This is a genomic window from Candidatus Nanosynbacter sp. HMT-352 (assembly GCF_022819385.1).
Classification (GTDB): domain Bacteria; phylum Patescibacteriota; class Saccharimonadia; order Saccharimonadales; family Saccharimonadaceae; genus Nanosynbacter.
The window spans coordinates 146,042-162,704 of sequence record NZ_CP089290.1 but is presented as its reverse complement, the minus strand read 5'-3'; the positions used below and the strand labels follow the sequence as shown (position 1 = coordinate 162,704).

The window sequence follows — 16,663 nt, the reverse complement described above, 5'->3', positions numbered from 1 at the left end:
ATTAACTAAGTTCCGCTTTCAATTTTTCAATCAGCTGAACTGGTCCGGGATTAACTCCATTAAGAATGGCTGTGTAAATACTAGCCGCGTCAGCCAGCACCAAGCCCCACAGCAATTGTTCCATAAGCGTCTTCCCTCGAAGCTCCAGTACGTGCGCCTTTGGTCGCTTACCACTCAACAAACGATCACTCAGCTCCATTCGCTCGCGGATTCTGTCCCGCTCCAAATTGCTACGAATATCAAAAACCGTAAACGGCTTCTCTACTGGATGCGACGACCAACCGATGAACTCGTTATGATTAAATTCTGGATATTGATTCGAGAACGCCAAATTCTTCGCCGATTCATTCCAGCTGATTTTCCACTTATACGCCAGCGGCCAAGTCAATTCACCACCAAAAACAACCAGCGTCTTGCCAATTGTTAATTTCGCAATCTGCTTTGCCAAATTATCAGCTTCTGGCGTTTTGGCTGTCCAATTAGATATCTCGCCCGCCAACCAATCAGCACTATTTTTTACCTGATCATACAAATCATTATCAATCACCCAAAAATGTTGCAATAGTTTCAATAATCCTCGCAGATGATAAACCGTCGACATTCGTGGCTGTGCGCCAGCTGGAACTTGGGCGTAAGTTACGTTGTCATTCTTCGCTCGCTCAATCAACGCCCCGCCAGTCGACATAGCCGCCAAACACGCCTTCTTCTCCAATGCTTGCTGATAACAACTCAAAGTCTCCTCGGTATTGCCCGAATGACTAACCGCAATAACCAACGTTTCCTCGCCCACAAATCCCGGTAAATCATAGCCCTTCACCACTTCAAGCGGAATGTGCAACCAGCCCGCGGTCAAAACTCGAACCATATCAGCCGCTAAAGCCGAACCGCCCATTCCCGCGATCACAATATTCTTAAAATCTCGACGCTGATTCGCACCTTCGTGAATCGACACTTCATATCGAGCTTGTTCTGGAATATTCAAAACGCCGCTCAAAACGTCGCCTGGATCATATTGTTTTATCACATTCATATCATCTAACATCTTGCGCTCCTTGATTAACTCATGTTATAGTGTAACATATATAAGCTTAAACAATTTAATATATAAGGTGGGTTATAATGGATTCTCAAGCTAATCAATCATTCAGTGACGACCAAGAACTGGCTAAGGTATTAGCTGGTGTATCACAAGATACAGACAATAATTTACAATTCGAAGAAACAAATGCTACAGCTTCACCTGTAATTAATCCTGCAACCATCTCACCAGACCCTGTCGCTACAGACCAGAGCAATGAGCCTGCTACTGACATAACGAAGCCTGCCGCTCCAGAGCCAGTTACGCCAACTCCAGTGGTCAGCGCACCAACTCCAACTGCAACTGCAGATCCTGCGCTTGATACGATTAAGCAAACTGCCTTGAACGAGTTGCGTCCATTGGTCGACAAACTAGACGTTTCTCCAGAAGAAAAGTTTGATACTTACCTATTGCTTCTTCGCTCTACGGACGATAAAACTCTGATCGCACCAGCACACGACGCTGCCGTAGCTATTGTTGACGAAGCTCGCCGCGCTCAGGCTCTCCTGGATATCATTAAAGAAATCGACTATTTCTCAAATCCTCGTTAAGCCATTTCTCCAAAATAAAAACCCGCCATTTTCGGCGGGATTTTTATTGCTCGGGGCAGATTTACATCATACCCATTCCCGGCATACCACCAGGAGCAGCTGCAACTTCAGCCTCCGGAATGTCAACCACCAAAGCGCCCATAGTTGCCGCAATTGACGCAATTGACACTGCATTTTGAACAGCTTCTTTAGTCACGCGAGCTGGGTCAATAACGCCAGCCTTCTTCACGTCAATCAGACCATCTTCTGGCTTCATAACGTTAACGCCGAATCCAGGTTTGCCAGATTCAACTTGAGCAAGCAACGCGTCGGCATTCAACCCAGCATTTTTCATAATCTGCAAGAACGGTTGCTTCAGAGCGTCTTTTAGGATTTGTCGACCAACCGACAAACTCTCCGCGCCGCTAACTTTTAGATTGCCAGCCAAATTGACCAAAGTTACGCCACCACCAGCGACAATTCCCTCAGCCAAAGCCGCCTTAGTAGCCGCCACAGCATCATCAACGCGGAATTTCTTTTCATCAATTTCCGTCTCAGTCGCGCCACCAACCTTAATAACCGCAACCTTGCCAGACAATGCCGCGGCACGCTTGTCGAATTGCTCTTTCTCATACTCACTAGAAGCATTTTCCGAAAGCGACTTAATCTCAGCAATTCGCTCCTTCACACCTGAAGGTTTGCCTGCGCCTTCGATAATTGTCGTTTCGTCTTTTCCGACAATCACCTTGCGCGCCGAACCCAAAACTTCTAAGCCAGCGTTTTCGAATGTCAATCCGTGATCTTCAGAAATCACAGTTGCGCCAGTCAGCACAGCGATATCACGAAGAACATCCTTGCGACGGTCGCCGAAACTTGGCGCCTTAACGGCTACAGTATTGAATACGCCCTTCAATTTGTTCAAGACCAAAATACTCAATGCTTCGCCTTCAACTTCATCAGCAATCAGAACAACGTCCTTTTTACCGCTTTGTGCCAATTTTTCCAACATTGGCAAGAATTCCTGCACGCTAGAAATCTTCTTATCAGTGATTAGAATTGCTGGCTTTTCGTACACAGCTTCCTGGCGACCCGCGTCAGTAACAAAGAATGGACTCACCCAACCCTTGTCCAAGCTAAAACCTTCGACAACTTCAGCTTCCAGCTCCAAACCTTGACCAGCCTCAACAGTAACCACGCCGTCTTTGCCAACTTTCTCGATTACGCCAGCGATCAATTTACCAATTTCCGCATCTCCCGCCGAAATCGTAGCAACTTCAGCCACGCGGTCAGACTTGCCTTCAATCGGCTCAGCCAATTTGTTCAATTCTTTAACAATTTCCGCGCCAGCTTGCTCGATGCCTTTCCTAAGTTCCATCGGATTATGTCCAGCCGCAATCAATCGATTTGCCTCTTTCAAAATCGAGTATGTCAACACCGTTACAGTCGTCGTGCCGTCGCCTGCTTGCTTGTTCAAATTCTTAGCAGCCTGTTTGATTAAATCGGCACCAACTTTATAGCCCAGCGTTTCGTCATCGTTTTCTGGCAATTCAATTCCTTCAGCCACAGTTACACCGTCATGAGTAACAGTTGGACCGCCAAAACCCTTCGCAATCACAACATTGCGACCCTTTGGACCGTAAGTTACCTTAACTGCGTCGTATAGCGATTTAGCACCGCCAAGCACGCGATTTCGCGCATCGTCATCATAAAAAACTTTTTTTGCCATAATTAAACTCCCCTTTTTATCCAACAACCGTTGCTAAAATATCTTCTTCGCGAACAACCAAATATTCCGTGCCGTCAATTTTCAAATCCGTAGTCGAATATTCTTTGTAGACAATTCGATCACCGACTTTGACGTTCTTCACATCGCCGCCAACTGATTTAACTTCCGCAACTACTGGCTTTTCTTTAGCGTTATCAGGCAAGTAAATTCCGCTCGCTGTCTGAGTCTTTGCTTCTTCACGCACCGCTACAACACGGTCGCCAAGAGGCTTAATAGGTGTACTCACGTTATCCTCCATTTCGTTAACAACGTATCTATTGTAACGCACTAATTTAGCACTCGTCAAGTGTGAGTGCTAATTACCTCCTACGCCTCGACTTTCTAGATTTTTTACAACGGTCGTGGTAATATTCACACAGAAGTAGGTAGCGCCACCCGTATTGGATGGGAAAGCGGACCTACTTCTTTTTATGACGGCTGTCTTCTTTCCTAGATATTTCTTCAAGTTCTTCCTTATAAAGTGAACACACCCTTTTAACAGCGTTATCACTCGGCATTAAATTGTCTCCATATAAACCAAAGTCACCCCGTCTATGATCGAAACCAGACCAACTAGCGTGGTATCCCTCATCACGGTCACTATTATTAGCATTCCGCGCAGAGTCTGGCGTTGATTTTATATCAAGACCAATTGTATTACCCTTATACTCAACTATAAGATCTATTCCAGCAAGATCATCGTCAATGCTAGTCGTATGAACAGCCCGCACTCCCTTAGTTTTCCTTAAAGCTATTTCAGCAGCGATTTCGTGACGCATACCATTGATCACGTGATCTAAGAATTTATATGCATTTTCAATTTCCTCATCGCTATAGCCAAGGCAATCCATAGCGTTCTGAACGTCCGATATAAGATCTGATTTGCGAGTATATTGCCCTTCGCTAATTATGTCTCGTACAACTTTATTAAAAGCTACAACTGTCTCTTTTTCTTTTATCTTATTATTGCGCTCATAAAATACCCCATTCCTATAAGATTCAAGTTTTTCTTCCGCGCAAATCCAATAAGGCATCCTTTGTATCAACTCTAGTATTTTATATTCCGGTGCTTTATCCGTGTCACCTCTCTCTTTTAAAATATCATCCGCAACACCTGACGCAACATATCTATCCACTAATCGATATGAACTTTCCGGATTAAACTCTCTGGTTGCAGCTCGCCCTATTCCTAATACAATTTCACGCAGTCTTTCTTGATATTTGGAAGATTCAACAATCTCCCAAGCAATCTCAGCTACTCCTGATCCTCTAGCAATCTCCATACAATAGTTGATATAATACCATAAAATCATTAAAAATGCAACCTCAACCCTTCTCCCTACTATTCCTCAATCTGTTATAATAACTCCATGCAATTATTCAAACATCTCTTAGAAACAATTCTCGGTTCTTATGTAAAAAAATATCTTAAATCTCATCCTGACACCAAACTAATTGCCGTAGTCGGCAGCGTTGGTAAAACTAGCGTAAAATCAGCAACCGCCACTGTTCTATCAGAAAAATTCACCGTGCGCCATAGTCGTGGCAATTTAAACACAACCTTAAGTGCGCCGCTGGAAATCTTAGGCGTAGACGGGCCAAAAAACGCCAAATCTCCCCTAGCCTGGCTAAAAGTCTTCTTCGCAGCACACGCCAGCGTAAAAAACCCCGAATCGCCAGATATAATTATTCAAGAATGCGGCATTGATTGTCCTGGTGAAATGGCTACTTTTATGCGCTATATTCAACCCGACATTGCCATAATTACCTCTGTTGCTCCTGAGCATATGGAGTTTTTCAAAAATATGGATACGGTAGCTCATGAGGAATTGTCTATTAGTCAAGTCGCTAAAAAAACCATCTTCAACCTTCACGATATCGATGAAAAATATCATAATCTCATAGTTGGAAATCGCGTGAGTTACGGCGACGAATCCGCTGATGTTTTCCTGGAAATTAAAAAGACTACAGACACTGGTTGTATTGTCAATTTAAAACACTCCGAGGGAACTTCTCAGGACATCAATATTTCTGTATTAGGAAAGCACAACATCCGCTCAATCACTGGCGCAGCGGCAGCGGGGTTAGCCTGCGGAATGAATATTGAAGAAGTTGCGGCGGCTTTAACAAAAATCAAACCAGTTTCAGGTAGAATGAATATTTTACGCGGCATACGCGGCTGTACGTTGCTGGACGACACTTATAACGCCAGTCCTATTGCCATGGAAAACTCGCTAAAAACGCTCTATTCCATCTCTGCCAATCATAAAATTGCCGTATTGGGCGATATGAATGAACTAGGCGAAACGTCCGAATCGGAGCATAAAAAAATCGGCGAAATTTGCGACCCTAAACAGTTAGAATTACTCGTCACCGTCGGTAAAATGACCAAGAAACACCTCGCGCCAATCGCTGAAGAAAATGACTGTAAAGTAATTTCTTTTGACACGGCGCTTGAAGCTGGAAAATTCCTGAAAAATAGCGACACTAAAGATACGACAATTCTATTCAAGGGCTCACAGGGCGGTATTTACCTTGAAGACGCCGTGAAAGAATTACTACTCGACCCAAGCGATGCAGAAAAATTAGTTCGCCAATCACAAAGCTGGAAACAGATTAAAGCGAAATTTTACGACTCTTTTTCTCAATCTCAGAAATAATTTCCTGAACGACCTTCTTGTCATTCCACGGAATTCGCTTGCCATTCACAATTCGGTACTGCTCATGACCCATGCCCGTAATCAGAATCGTATCGCCACGAACAGCCGACTTCAAAGCCTGATAAATTGCCTGTTTTCGATCAGCAATTTCCGTCATTTTATGAGCCTTCTTCGTTCGCTCAATTCCCTGACGAATCATTGCCCGAATTTCATCTGGATTTTCGTTATAGCTTTCCTCGTCAGTTAGGAAAATCCTATCCGCCAAATTAGCCGCCAGTTCGCCCATAATCGGACGCTTTGTCTTATCTCTATCGCCGCACGCACCAAACACCAAAGTTAATCGCCCCTTGGTAATTTTATGAGTAGTTTTTAGCAATTTTTCCAGCGCGTCTGGTGTGTGCGCATAATCCACAATAATATCAATTCCAAGCTTATTTTCTACTCGCTCGAATCGTCCAGGAATCGCTTCCAAGTTCGCCACACCTTCTTGGATATCTTCCAACTTTATCCCCAACAAATACGCCAACGACACCGCAGCCGACATATTCATCACGTTAAATTCGCCAGGCAAATTAGTCGCCAGCTCCAAATGAGTTTGATGGTCAATCAGTAAACTCGCCTCTGTTCCCTTTTTATACAACTTAACGTGCGTTAAATGAGCTTCAGCTTCCGGATTCGTCCCGTAAGTCATTTTCTCGCCAGAAGCTGTAAACTTATCAAAGTATTCAAACCACTCGTCATCACGATTCAGCACGATATATTTCGGCTTTTTCTCAAATAATTTAGCCTTAGCCGCCGCGTAAGCTTCCATCGTTTTGTGATAATCCAAATGGTCTTGAGTCAAATTAGTCATCACCGCCGCCTCAATTGGCACGCCGTCAAATTTATGCTGTGATAAAGCGTGACTTGTTGCCTCTAAAATCACATATTCTACGCCTTCACGCTGAGCCGTCTGGAAAAAACTAAACAGCCTCGCCACAGTCGGAACTGTCGCATTCAAATCATTTATCTTTTCCTTGCCAGCAATTTCAATCACCGCCGTCGTGAATAATGCGGTCTTAAAGCCAGCCTCTTTCAAGATCTCATTGATATAACAAGCAGTCGTAGTTTTCCCGTTCGTCCCTGTTACTGCGATAATTCTCAAGCCACGAGCTGGATTGCCATACCTTAGGCTAATCATCTTCGTGCGCGCAACTCTATAGGCGTTTTCGGTTTTTTCCAAAGCTCCTTGAGGTAGCGTTTTTCTAGCAATTTTTACCAACTCGTTTTTCATAATATCCATTTTACCACTTATATTTGCTATAATAAAAACAAATGAGGATTTTGGGAATTGAATCCAGTTGCGACGAAACAGCGGCGTCAATAGTTGAAGATGGCGAACGCTTGCTTTCAAATGTCGTCAATTCTCAAATTGACATTCACGCAGAATACGGCGGAGTTATTCCAGAAATTGCCGCGCGTAGTCATTTGGAAGTTGTAAATCCCGTCATTAAAAAAGCTTTGTCTGATGCAAATTGCACTTGGGATGACATCGATGCCATCGCCGTTACTTACGCGCCAGGGCTTATTGGATCGCTATTAATCGGCACTCTCGCCGCTAGAACTCTCGCTATTATCCACGATAAACCGCTCTTTAAGATTCATCACGTAGAAGCTCACGTGTACGCCAATTTTATCAATAAGCAAGCCGACAATTTATCTCTAACATTGCCAAAACAGCAGCCGTCATTCCCTATGCTTTCGTTAATCGTTTCAGGCGGGCATTCACAACTTGTCCTATTCAAAAATCACGGTGATTATCAACTTATCGGACAAACCCAAGACGACGCGGTTGGCGAAGCGTTTGATAAAGTCGCTAAAATCATCGGCTTGCCATATCCTGGCGGCCCAGCCATCGCTAAAGCTGCTGAGCTTGGCGATCCACACGCGTTTCACTTACCTATTGCTAAATTATCCGGCGATTACGATTTTTCCTTCTCTGGGCTTAAGACAGCCGTTTTGAGAGCCGTTCAGCACGAAGTCGGTAAAGACTTCACTTTTCCCTCTCATGAGCTTCCAGCACTCGTAGATTACGAATTACGACGTAATATGGCGGCGAGTTTCCAGTATACAGCCATAAAAACTCTCGTAAATAAAACCAAGAAGGCGTTTGACAATTTCCAACCAGCTTCCGTTGTAATCGCTGGCGGAGTCGCAGCTAATCAAGAATTGCGCCGTCAATTACGCGAAGCTTTGCCAATTGACATCGAATACGCCCCTATCCAACTCTGTACAGATAACGCCGCGATGATTGCCACTCTCGGTTATTTCAAATCTCAAATTGACGAACCGACAGATCCATACGATCTGGAAGTTCAGCCAAGTTTATCAATGACAGCAATATAACGTTGTGAGGATTACAACATGAATCAACATTTTCTACAATCATCAGCCTGGGAAAAATTCCAACAATCGCTCGGTCGAAAAGTCTTTCACAACAGAGGTGAAGGATGGGAATATTTCGCAATATTAGAGCACGGCACGGGCAATTCTCGCTTATATTGTCCTTTTGGACCAACCGCCACTAATGAGAAAAATTTGCAGTTGGCATTAAAAGATCTCGTTGACCTAGGTAAAAAACTTGGCGTGACTTTCCTTAGAGTCGGACCAATTAAACCTACCTTTTCTAAGGTGCTATCTGACGAGAATTGGAAAAAAGCCACTTACGTCCATCTACAACCAGAACATACGCATATTATCAATCTTCAGCAACCAGAGGAAGAAATTATAGCAAGTATGGCGCAACCCGTAAGGAATTGCTATAGGAATTATCACAAAAAAGGCGTAGCAGTCCATCAATCTCAAAACCCGGACGATATTAAATATTTCCTAGAATTGATACATGAAGTTGCCAAACGGACTGGTATGTCGCCGCACCCAGATTCATATTTTCACAAGCAAGCTGGTTCCCTGCTGCCATCAAAGGACGCTTCATTTTGGTACGCGACATACAACAATAAAGTAATTGCTACTGCCCTATTTTTCGACTCAAAAACAACTCGAATTTACGCGCATGCAGCAGCAAATTCTGCACCAGAATATCGCAAACTTAATGCCGGAACTGCCCTGCTCACCGAAGCGATAATCGATGCAAAACATCGTCAAATGGAGAAAGTCGATTTATACGGAATTGCTCCTGAAAACGCACCAAAAAATCACCCATGGGCTGGCTTTACGAAGTTCAAGCAATCGTTCGGCGGCGAAGATGTCTACTCTGGGTCAACCTGGGAACTTCCCTTAAAGCCACTTCAATATTGGTTATATCGAGCGTATCAAACGATCAGAAAATAACCTTAATTTCATCCATCGCACCACATAAATTTGTGGTATAATTAAGATGTAATATAAATATGTGGAGAAATTAGAGGATTACGCAAATAAGAGCTTTTGCACGTGAAAAGCTACTTTGTTTTCTTTTGTCTTTTTTCACATGAAAAAACCATGGAATAACTTATGCAGCTAGCTAAACAATACATACCAAACGATTACGAACCAAATATTTACGCCTTATGGGAAACCAGCGGCGCATTAGAGCCAACAGGGGTAGGCAAGCCATATTCAATCATTATGCCGCCACCTAACGCGAACGGCAATCTTCACATCGGGCACGCACTCGATATGAACCTGAAGGATATTCTGATTCGCTATCACCGAATGAAGGGTGACGACGCCGTATTTATTCCAGGCGCTGACCATGCTGGGTTTGAAACTTGGGTTGTGTATGAAAGAGAATTAACAAAGCAAGGGAAGAGTCGCTTCGATTTTTCACGTGACCAATTGTATAGTCAAGTTTGGAATTTTGTACAAGAAAAACGCGGTAACATGGAACTGCAATTGCGCGCATTAGGTGTTAGTGCATCATGGAAGCATTTGACATTCACTCTGGACGATAAAGTCATCAACACCGTATACGACACATTTAAGAAAATGTGGGATGACAATTTGGCTTACAGAGGTGAGCGAATTGTCAATTATTGTACCGAACACCAAACCAGCTTTGCCGACATCGAAGTAGAACATAAGAATGAGAAAGGGAAGTTGTGGAAAATAGCTTACCCGACATTAGATAAAATTGGCGAGATTATCATAGCCACTACGCGCCCAGAAACTATGCTTGGCGACGTTGCCGTGGCGGTTCATCCAGATGACGAGCGATACAAAAAATTGGTTGGAACTCGCATTTTACTGCCGATTGTCAATAAGGAAATTCCTATCATCGCGGACGAATATGTCGACATGAGTTACGGCACCGGTGCGGTTAAGATTACGCCGGCGCACGACCCGAACGACTTTGAAATTGCAAAACGTCATGATTTGCCTCTAGAGTCAATTATCAGCCCAGAAGGGAAGATGATAAACGTGCCAGCACAGTTCTTAGGATTAACACCAGTAGAAGCTCGCGCTCGAGTTTTGGAAGCGCTGGAGGCACTGGAGCTACGCCGTGGTGAGACTGAAATTGAACACGCCGTTGGACATTGTTATAGGTGTGGCAGCGTAATTGAGCCAATGATTAAAGAGCAGTGGTTTATTAAAACACAATCACTCGCACAGCCAGCAATTGATGCACTCAAAAAAGAAGAAATCACTTTTTATCCAGCATCCAAGCGCAAAGAACTCATCGCATATCTTGAGCAATTGAAAGACTGGAATATTTCACGACAGATTCCATGGGGAATACCAATTCCTGCGTTTGTAAATGAAAACGACCCTAAGGATTGGATATTCGATACTCGCACCAACGAGCAAAGTATTGTTGTAAATGGCACAACATATATCAGGGAAGAGGATACCTTTGATACTTGGTTCTCATCTGGACAATGGCCATATATTGTTACAGATTATTTGGATGGCGGCGAATTGGCCAATTATTTCCCGACCGACATGATGGAAACCGGTATGGATATTATGCGCGCATGGGTTTCACGAATGATTATGCTCAGTCTGTACCGAACAGGGAAGTTGCCATTCAAAGAAGTTTATCTACACGGAATGGTTAATGACGAGCACAACCAAAAAATGTCTAAGTCTAAGGGCAATGTCATAAATCCAATGGAGTTGGTTGCGGAATTCGGATCTGACGCAACACGTATGGGGCTTATTTCTGGGCGAGCGCCGGCTCAAAGTCAGGCCTTCAACCGCGGCTCTGTTATCGCTGCTCGCAACTTCTGCAATAAGCTATGGAATATTGCCAGGTTTGTCGAAGCTCAGATTGGCGATAATCACCAAATTGTCGACTTAGAGCCACAAACTCCGGCTGACCACTGGATTATCCGCCAATTGAACGACGCCGCCAACAACATCGCCGTTCGATTAGAGCAATATCGCTTCTCAGAGGCATCAGAAACTGTTTATCACACCATCTGGGACGACGTGGCTGACTGGTACATTGAATCGTCTAAAACCGCGATCAATCGTCCGTTGCTATCTTGGGTTTTGGCAACTTCTTTGAAAATCGCTCATCCATTTGCGCCGTTCGTTACGGAAACGATTTGGCAAACACTCAATTACACCGACGGCATTTTGATGCGTGAAGCTTGGCCAACTCCAGAAAAGTTCGATCCGATTGCTGCCGAACAATTCGAGCAACTTAAACTTCTGGTCGCTGAAGGTCGCTGGGTGATTGCCGAGCTGCCAGGGAATAAGAAATATCGATTGTTATACGGTAATGACAGTCTTATCGCTGACAATCAAGACACAATTAAGCATCTGATGCGGCTTGAGGCAATTGAGCACACCGACCAACCACGCGGACTGAGATTAGCAGCTGCAAACAGGGAAGCGTGGCTAGATATTGATAGCGAAACTCTGTACCAGCATCAGGAAAATTTGGAAATGCGCCTAGCCGAAGCACGTCAGAAATTGGCGGGATTAAAGAAGCGCCTGGAAAATCCGACTTACATTGAGAAGGCGCCAGCCCACCTTGTCGAGGAAACTCGTGAGCAATTAGCCGAGCAAGAAAAAATCATTACTCGGCTTGTTTCGGAACTGGAAGTGATTAGCTTAAAATAGCCTAGCTCACACCTTCAAAGTCAAGGTGATATCCGTCAAAAGTATGTTGACCACGGGCGGCATATTTTTGGCGTAATCGCTTCTTGTCGTTATTTCGAGGCGTAGTTCGCGGTCGCGCTGAACCTTCTTTCAGCACATTTGACAATTGAGCGTGTTCTGGATGAGTATGGGGCTTTGTTTCTGGCATTTTTATTTCATCCTCAACGCCACTCTGAACGCTATATGTTTTCCAAGATGACAAAAACGCTTTATCGACGTTGGTGTCGTGCAGCAGCACACCAAACGCTACATTCAAACTGATAAACATAGTTGTAACGGTGAAAAACTGTTGTACTAAATTCATTTTTATTCTTTCTTTTTGTATCTATTTTTAGAATACTGATTACAATGTTAGCATAAGCTTTGTTTTTTGTCAAGTATATTTCCCAGCATAGAAATAGTCATCCTGAACTTTACAGAGAAAATGTTTAGTATAATGGAGTTTATGGGATACCTAATTTCTATTAAGGTCGCACTAATCCTTTTCCCAATCTTGGCTTTTCTTATCACATTACCGTATATGATTGCGAACTATCGAAAATACGGCTCCGTCAATAAGCTGCGGACTTTGATTTTCTATTCCTTTATTCTGTATTTATTAACCGTATATTTCTTAGTTATTTTACCGTTACCAAATCCAGAATCCGTTCACACGACTTACGCAGAAAATCTGAATTTAATTCCGTTTTCATTCGTCGCAGATTTTATAAAGAACAGTCCACTAGTATTAACAGATAGCTCAACTTGGATTACGGCGATAAAACATCCCACTTTTTACGTTCCTGCTTTCAACGTTTTAATGCTCATTCCGTTCGGAATTTACCTGCGCTACTATTTCAAATGTCGCCTTAAAAAGACGTTGTTATTGACAGCTATTTTAAGTTTATTCTTTGAGTTAACTCAACTGTCTGGACTTTATTTCATCTATTCAGGACCTTACCGATTAGCCGATGTCGATGATATCATCCAGAACACGATAGGCGGATGCGTCGGTTACTTTCTGGGCTGGTTTGCGACGTGGCTACTTCCGTCCAGGGAGGAAATAGATGAAAAATCCCTTGAGGCGGGTTCGCGAGTTTCTGCAGTCCGCGTTAGTTTATCTCTAATAATCGACGCTGTTATCATCCGTATTCCTTACACCTTATCAAAAACCCAACTTCCGTTTTCGCTATTTTTAGCCCTCTATTTTAGCCTAATTCCTCTACTAAACGGTAAAACTTTTGGTAGCGCATTATTAAAGTTTGGGCTAACATTTGAAAATAAAAAATGGATTCGCACAATTTTCAGAGGAATCTTACTCACGATATATTTTTGCATCATTCCCGCAGGCTTGTTTTACCTCGCGGATGAATTTAATAAGGAAGCGGATTCGCTATTGTTTCTCTGTCTGCTCGCAATTGCATTCTTAGCATTCATATTATTCGTATTAATTACAATTGTCGTAGCGTTATTTAACCGACGTTTTATGTTTGATCGTCTATCTGACGCAAGTTACGAAAGTACGATTCAAGTCAAACAAGAGAAATAAAAAAATAGGAGACCCGTATGAATCTCCTATTTTTCAAATTCAATAGTACTATCTTGGCGGAAGGGGAGGGATTCGAACCCTCGGTACGTTTTACCGCACGCCGGTTTTCAAGACCGGTACCTTCAACCACTCGGTCACCCTTCCGTACTATCTCTGAATTTTGGCGGAGGAGGGGGGATTCGAACCCCCGCTACAGATCTCTCCATACTAACGATTTAGCAAACCGTCCCCTTCAGCCACTTGGGTACTCCTCCAAATTCACTATTTAGTGTACCATAGAAGTGTAATTATTAACAGCTTTATTGCAAATAGGATATAATAGAATTATGGTAAAAGGATATATTTCTAAAATTATAACAGGATTACTTACAATCGGATTCGGCGTAGCTTTGGTGACGGCTCCAGTTTCCGCATTAGGTGAGGGCGGTGCGCCAGCCGGAATTAACGCAGCACGCGGCGATAATACGCCAGCCAACTTAGCTAATGGTGATTCATCAATCGTAAGGCGAGCCATCAACATTATGCTATTCGGCGTCGGCGTCTTAAGCGTCGTTATGCTAATCTTCGGCGGTTTCCGCTATGTAATATCTGGCGGTAAAAAAGAATCCGTCACAAACGCCAAAAACACAATTTTATATGCAATCATCGGTCTACTAATCGCAGTCTTTGCTTACGCCATAATCAACTTCATCCTTGGCGCAGCTTTAAGCGGCGGATCAACCACTAACGTTTAATTGTTCACTAATTCTCATCGTGATATACTAACGTCATGAACGATAGTCCAGAAAACCAAGACTTTGAAACGCCATCACCCAACAGGCTTGATTTAACCGAGCCAATAGCCTGGAACGCGCAAGAAGGCGTGCAGGTTCAACGCGGTAAATTGTGGTACGTGTTTTTTGTCATTGTGTTGATAGGTTTAATGGCTTTAGCAATTTTAGTGTTTAAGAACTGGACTTTCGCAGTTTTACTACCAATTATGGCTGTAGCCTTGTTTGTATTATCGAACAAAACCCCACAAGTAATAAACTACGCGATTAGCCCCAAAGGTATTTACATCGCCGATGTTTTACACGATTTTAGCGAATTTCGCGCATTTGGATTAATTCACGAAAATAACCAACATTCGATTCTATTATTGCCAGTAAAACGATTCTCACCAGGTTTAACTATTTACTTTTCCGAAGCAGAGGGCGAGAGAATTGTTGATATGCTCGGAGCGCGCCTACCAATGCAAGAAATTAAACCAGACGCCTTAGAGAAGTTTATTCGGCTGATAAAGCTATAGCTTGATTGACTATATTTTATGTGGTAGAATACGAAAGTTCAGTGCTTTATAGCAATGAAGGTACCTTATATTTTTTGTTGCGGCCAATCGTTTTTTTTCGAAAGGCTGTATGCACCCGTAGCTCAGCTGGATAGAGCGCTGGCTTGCGGAGCCAGAGGTCGTAAGTTCGAATCTTGCCGGGTGTACCAATTAACCTAAGGAGGGGTATGAATTTTATTAAGTACGTAAAATATTCAGGATTGGGAATTATAGCAATCTGTTCGACTGCTATAGCAATTTTAGCTGGCGCAGAGTTCTTTGAATTGATAACTTGGAATGAAGCTAGTAAGTGGATGATTAAATTTTGTCAACTAGGTGGCGTCGGTCTAGCTCTATGTATCGTCTGGAGTATTATCGGTACTATAGTGGCCAAAGACTCAAAGAAGACTGATAAAAAATAATTTCCCGAATTAGTTAGATACGGAGAGGTGCAGGAGTGGTTGAACTGGCCGCTCTCGAAAAGCGGTATGGGGCAACTCATCGAGGGTTCGAATCCCTCTCTCTCCGCCATAGACATTATGAAGATCACCATTATAACAATCGGAAAAAAGCACGAAGCCTGGGTTCAACCAGGCATTTTTCGTTTTTTAGAGCGTCTACGAGCACCTTTTGCTGCGGAAATGATTATTCTACCGCATTCAAGCTTTGAAGGCGACAGAGCGCGCCAGGAAGAGTCTGAGCGTATTTTTTCACGCCTCAATTCGGACGACTTCGTTATTTTGCTCGATGAGCGCGGAAAAAACTTATCGTCACCGGAATTATCTAATTTAATTACAGACAACATCAATAAGCATATTGTCTTCATCATCGGTGGCGCTTATGGAGTTACTAGCGACTTGCGTCAAAAATCCAACATCGTTTGGTCATTATCAAACTTAGTGTTTCCACATCAATTGGCCCGTCTTATTTTAGCTGAGCAATTGTATCGCGCCCAAGAAATTCATCGCGGCAGTCACTATCATCACTCATAGCTTCGGGCGCCCGTGCCTGGCAATAACCGCAATTTCCACGTGTTTGGCACCATTTTTCTTCAAACATTCCGCCACCGCCAACACAGTTGAGCCAGTCGTAAATATATCATCAATAATGATATATCGCTTATTTTTATCAACTTTACCCGCAATTTCAAAAAACTCCTTTGCTTGACGTTTTCTCTGGGCGGAAGACTTTGTAAAATGCTGAGTGACGTTATTTCTGCGCCGGAGCAGGGAACAACACTCTATTTTTCTACGTCGAGATAGTTTAATAGCAATTTTTCGGATATGATCAAATCCACGACGCCGAATATTCTTAGAAATTGTAGGAATCGGTACGATTACTGTACCTGACGGCAATTCAGGCAGGGCTTCGTCTAAGAACTCGCTTAGTAAATCGGCCGCCGCCTGAACGCGGTTAAACTTATAATCATCAATAATCTTTGCGACAACACCTGTACGTCGTGAAAAACACCAGATCATATCACAGGGGAGCTTATGCTTTTTACATAAGTTGCCATTTTCCAATGAATCACCGCATAATACGCACATATCATACTTCCGACTCGTGATGTATTTTTTACAATCTAAGCATAAAATACCACCCGTTTTACCGCACTTATAACAGTGGTGAGGAGCGATGATTGATAATAGCGTGTCAAACATTGTAATTTTTACGTTTTAAGCCTTTCTCTGTTGATTATAACGCACATT

17 protein-coding genes and 4 tRNA genes are annotated in these 16,663 nt (G+C 43.2%); 12 read left to right on the top strand and 9 right to left on the bottom strand.

The features are described from left to right. Position 1: 1 nt before the first annotated feature. Complete coding sequence (locus LRM44_RS00840; protein ID WP_243804158.1) at positions 2 to 1,042, bottom strand: bifunctional phosphoglucose/phosphomannose isomerase; 1,041 nt, start codon at positions 1,040 to 1,042, stop codon at positions 2 to 4. Positions 1,043 to 1,119: 77 nt separating this feature from the next. Here LRM44_RS00840 and LRM44_RS00835 point away from each other — a divergent pair, with 77 nt between their 5' ends. Continuing rightward, entirely contained in the window at positions 1,120 to 1,629 is a 510-nt protein-coding gene (locus tag LRM44_RS00835) for a hypothetical protein (protein ID WP_243804156.1), read from the top strand. A gap of 61 nt (positions 1,630 to 1,690) precedes the next feature. Here LRM44_RS00835 and groL read toward each other — a convergent pair whose 3' ends face one another. The 3 genes from groL to LRM44_RS00820 form a co-directional block, all read right to left on the bottom strand. Continuing rightward, positions 1,691 to 3,334 (bottom strand): chaperonin GroEL, encoded by a 1,644-nt coding sequence (groL, locus tag LRM44_RS00830; RefSeq protein ID WP_129744366.1) that lies wholly within the window; start codon positions 3,332 to 3,334, stop codon positions 1,691 to 1,693. A 16-nt stretch (positions 3,335 to 3,350) separates the two neighbouring features. Further along, positions 3,351 to 3,620 carry a co-chaperone GroES gene (locus LRM44_RS00825; RefSeq protein ID WP_243804154.1) on the bottom strand — a complete coding sequence of 90 codons (270 nt, stop codon included), beginning with the start codon at positions 3,618 to 3,620 and terminating at the stop codon, positions 3,351 to 3,353. Between the two features lie 172 nt (positions 3,621 to 3,792). Further along, the gene (locus tag LRM44_RS00820; RefSeq protein WP_129744367.1) at positions 3,793 to 4,656 is read right to left on the bottom strand and encodes a hypothetical protein; all 864 of its coding nucleotides are present in this window, start codon (positions 4,654 to 4,656) and stop codon (positions 3,793 to 3,795) included. Between the two features lie 87 nt (positions 4,657 to 4,743). On the opposite strand from LRM44_RS00820, the gene LRM44_RS00815 reads away from it, so the two are divergent. Next, positions 4,744 to 6,033: a Mur ligase family protein gene (locus LRM44_RS00815; RefSeq protein WP_243804152.1), complete on the top strand. Its 1,290-nt coding sequence runs from the start codon at positions 4,744 to 4,746 to the stop codon at positions 6,031 to 6,033. Here the strand turns inward: LRM44_RS00815 and LRM44_RS00810 are convergent. Then, on the bottom strand, positions 5,990 to 7,306 hold the full coding sequence (locus LRM44_RS00810; protein WP_243804150.1) for a UDP-N-acetylmuramoyl-L-alanyl-D-glutamate--2,6-diaminopimelate ligase: 1,317 nt from the start codon (positions 7,304 to 7,306) through the stop codon (positions 5,990 to 5,992). The genes LRM44_RS00815 and LRM44_RS00810 overlap by 44 nt on opposite strands. Before the next feature lie 41 nt (positions 7,307 to 7,347). Here LRM44_RS00810 and tsaD point away from each other — a divergent pair, with 41 nt between their 5' ends. From tsaD to LRM44_RS00795, 3 genes are all read left to right on the top strand, one after another. Next, complete coding sequence (tsaD, locus tag LRM44_RS00805; protein WP_243804149.1) at positions 7,348 to 8,418, top strand: tRNA (adenosine(37)-N6)-threonylcarbamoyltransferase complex transferase subunit TsaD; 1,071 nt, start codon at positions 7,348 to 7,350, stop codon at positions 8,416 to 8,418. A gap of 18 nt (positions 8,419 to 8,436) precedes the next feature. Beyond that, positions 8,437 to 9,363, top strand: a complete 927-nt coding sequence (locus LRM44_RS00800) for a lipid II:glycine glycyltransferase FemX (protein WP_243804147.1) — start codon at positions 8,437 to 8,439, stop codon at positions 9,361 to 9,363. A gap of 162 nt (positions 9,364 to 9,525) precedes the next feature. Next, entirely contained in the window at positions 9,526 to 12,081 is a 2,556-nt protein-coding gene (locus LRM44_RS00795) for a valine--tRNA ligase (RefSeq protein ID WP_243804145.1), read from the top strand. 1 nt (position 12,082) lies between these two features. Here the strand turns inward: LRM44_RS00795 and LRM44_RS00790 are convergent, their stop codons facing one another. Then, complete coding sequence (locus LRM44_RS00790; protein WP_129635078.1) at positions 12,083 to 12,424, bottom strand: hypothetical protein; 342 nt, start codon at positions 12,422 to 12,424, stop codon at positions 12,083 to 12,085. Positions 12,425 to 12,565: 141 nt separating this feature from the next. Between LRM44_RS00790 and LRM44_RS00785 the strand changes: the two genes are divergently transcribed. Continuing rightward, positions 12,566 to 13,648, top strand: a complete 1,083-nt coding sequence (locus LRM44_RS00785) for a VanZ family protein (protein ID WP_445083027.1) — start codon at positions 12,566 to 12,568, stop codon at positions 13,646 to 13,648. A gap of 54 nt (positions 13,649 to 13,702) precedes the next feature. Here the strand turns inward: LRM44_RS00785 and LRM44_RS00780 are convergent. Next, positions 13,703 to 13,792 (bottom strand) — tRNA-Ser (locus tag LRM44_RS00780). Between the two features lie 17 nt (positions 13,793 to 13,809). Next, positions 13,810 to 13,902: transfer RNA gene (locus LRM44_RS00775), tRNA-Ser, on the bottom strand. A 72-nt stretch (positions 13,903 to 13,974) separates the two neighbouring features. Between LRM44_RS00775 and LRM44_RS00770 the strand changes: the two genes are divergently transcribed. The 6 genes from LRM44_RS00770 (at position 13,975) to LRM44_RS00745 (ending at position 15,946) form a co-directional block, all read left to right on the top strand. After that, on the top strand, positions 13,975 to 14,382 hold the full coding sequence (locus LRM44_RS00770) for a hypothetical protein (RefSeq protein ID WP_129744374.1): 408 nt from the start codon (positions 13,975 to 13,977) through the stop codon (positions 14,380 to 14,382). Between the two features lie 35 nt (positions 14,383 to 14,417). Further along, entirely contained in the window at positions 14,418 to 14,936 is a 519-nt protein-coding gene (locus tag LRM44_RS00765) for a hypothetical protein (protein ID WP_243804141.1), read from the top strand. Between the two features lie 111 nt (positions 14,937 to 15,047). Continuing rightward, positions 15,048 to 15,124 (top strand) — tRNA-Arg (locus LRM44_RS00760). 18 nt (positions 15,125 to 15,142) lie between these two features. Further along, entirely contained in the window at positions 15,143 to 15,376 is a 234-nt protein-coding gene (locus tag LRM44_RS00755; RefSeq protein ID WP_146555096.1) for a hypothetical protein, read from the top strand. Positions 15,377 to 15,397: 21 nt separating this feature from the next. Further along, positions 15,398 to 15,485, top strand: a tRNA-Ser gene (locus LRM44_RS00750). Between the two features lie 8 nt (positions 15,486 to 15,493). Then, entirely contained in the window at positions 15,494 to 15,946 is a 453-nt protein-coding gene (locus tag LRM44_RS00745; RefSeq protein ID WP_243804139.1) for a 23S rRNA (pseudouridine(1915)-N(3))-methyltransferase RlmH, read from the top strand. Here LRM44_RS00745 and LRM44_RS00740 read toward each other — a convergent pair. After that, on the bottom strand, positions 15,941 to 16,615 hold the full coding sequence (locus tag LRM44_RS00740) for a ComF family protein (RefSeq protein WP_243804137.1): 675 nt from the start codon (positions 16,613 to 16,615) through the stop codon (positions 15,941 to 15,943). The genes LRM44_RS00745 and LRM44_RS00740 overlap by 6 nt on opposite strands. Positions 16,616 to 16,663 lie beyond the last annotated feature (48 nt).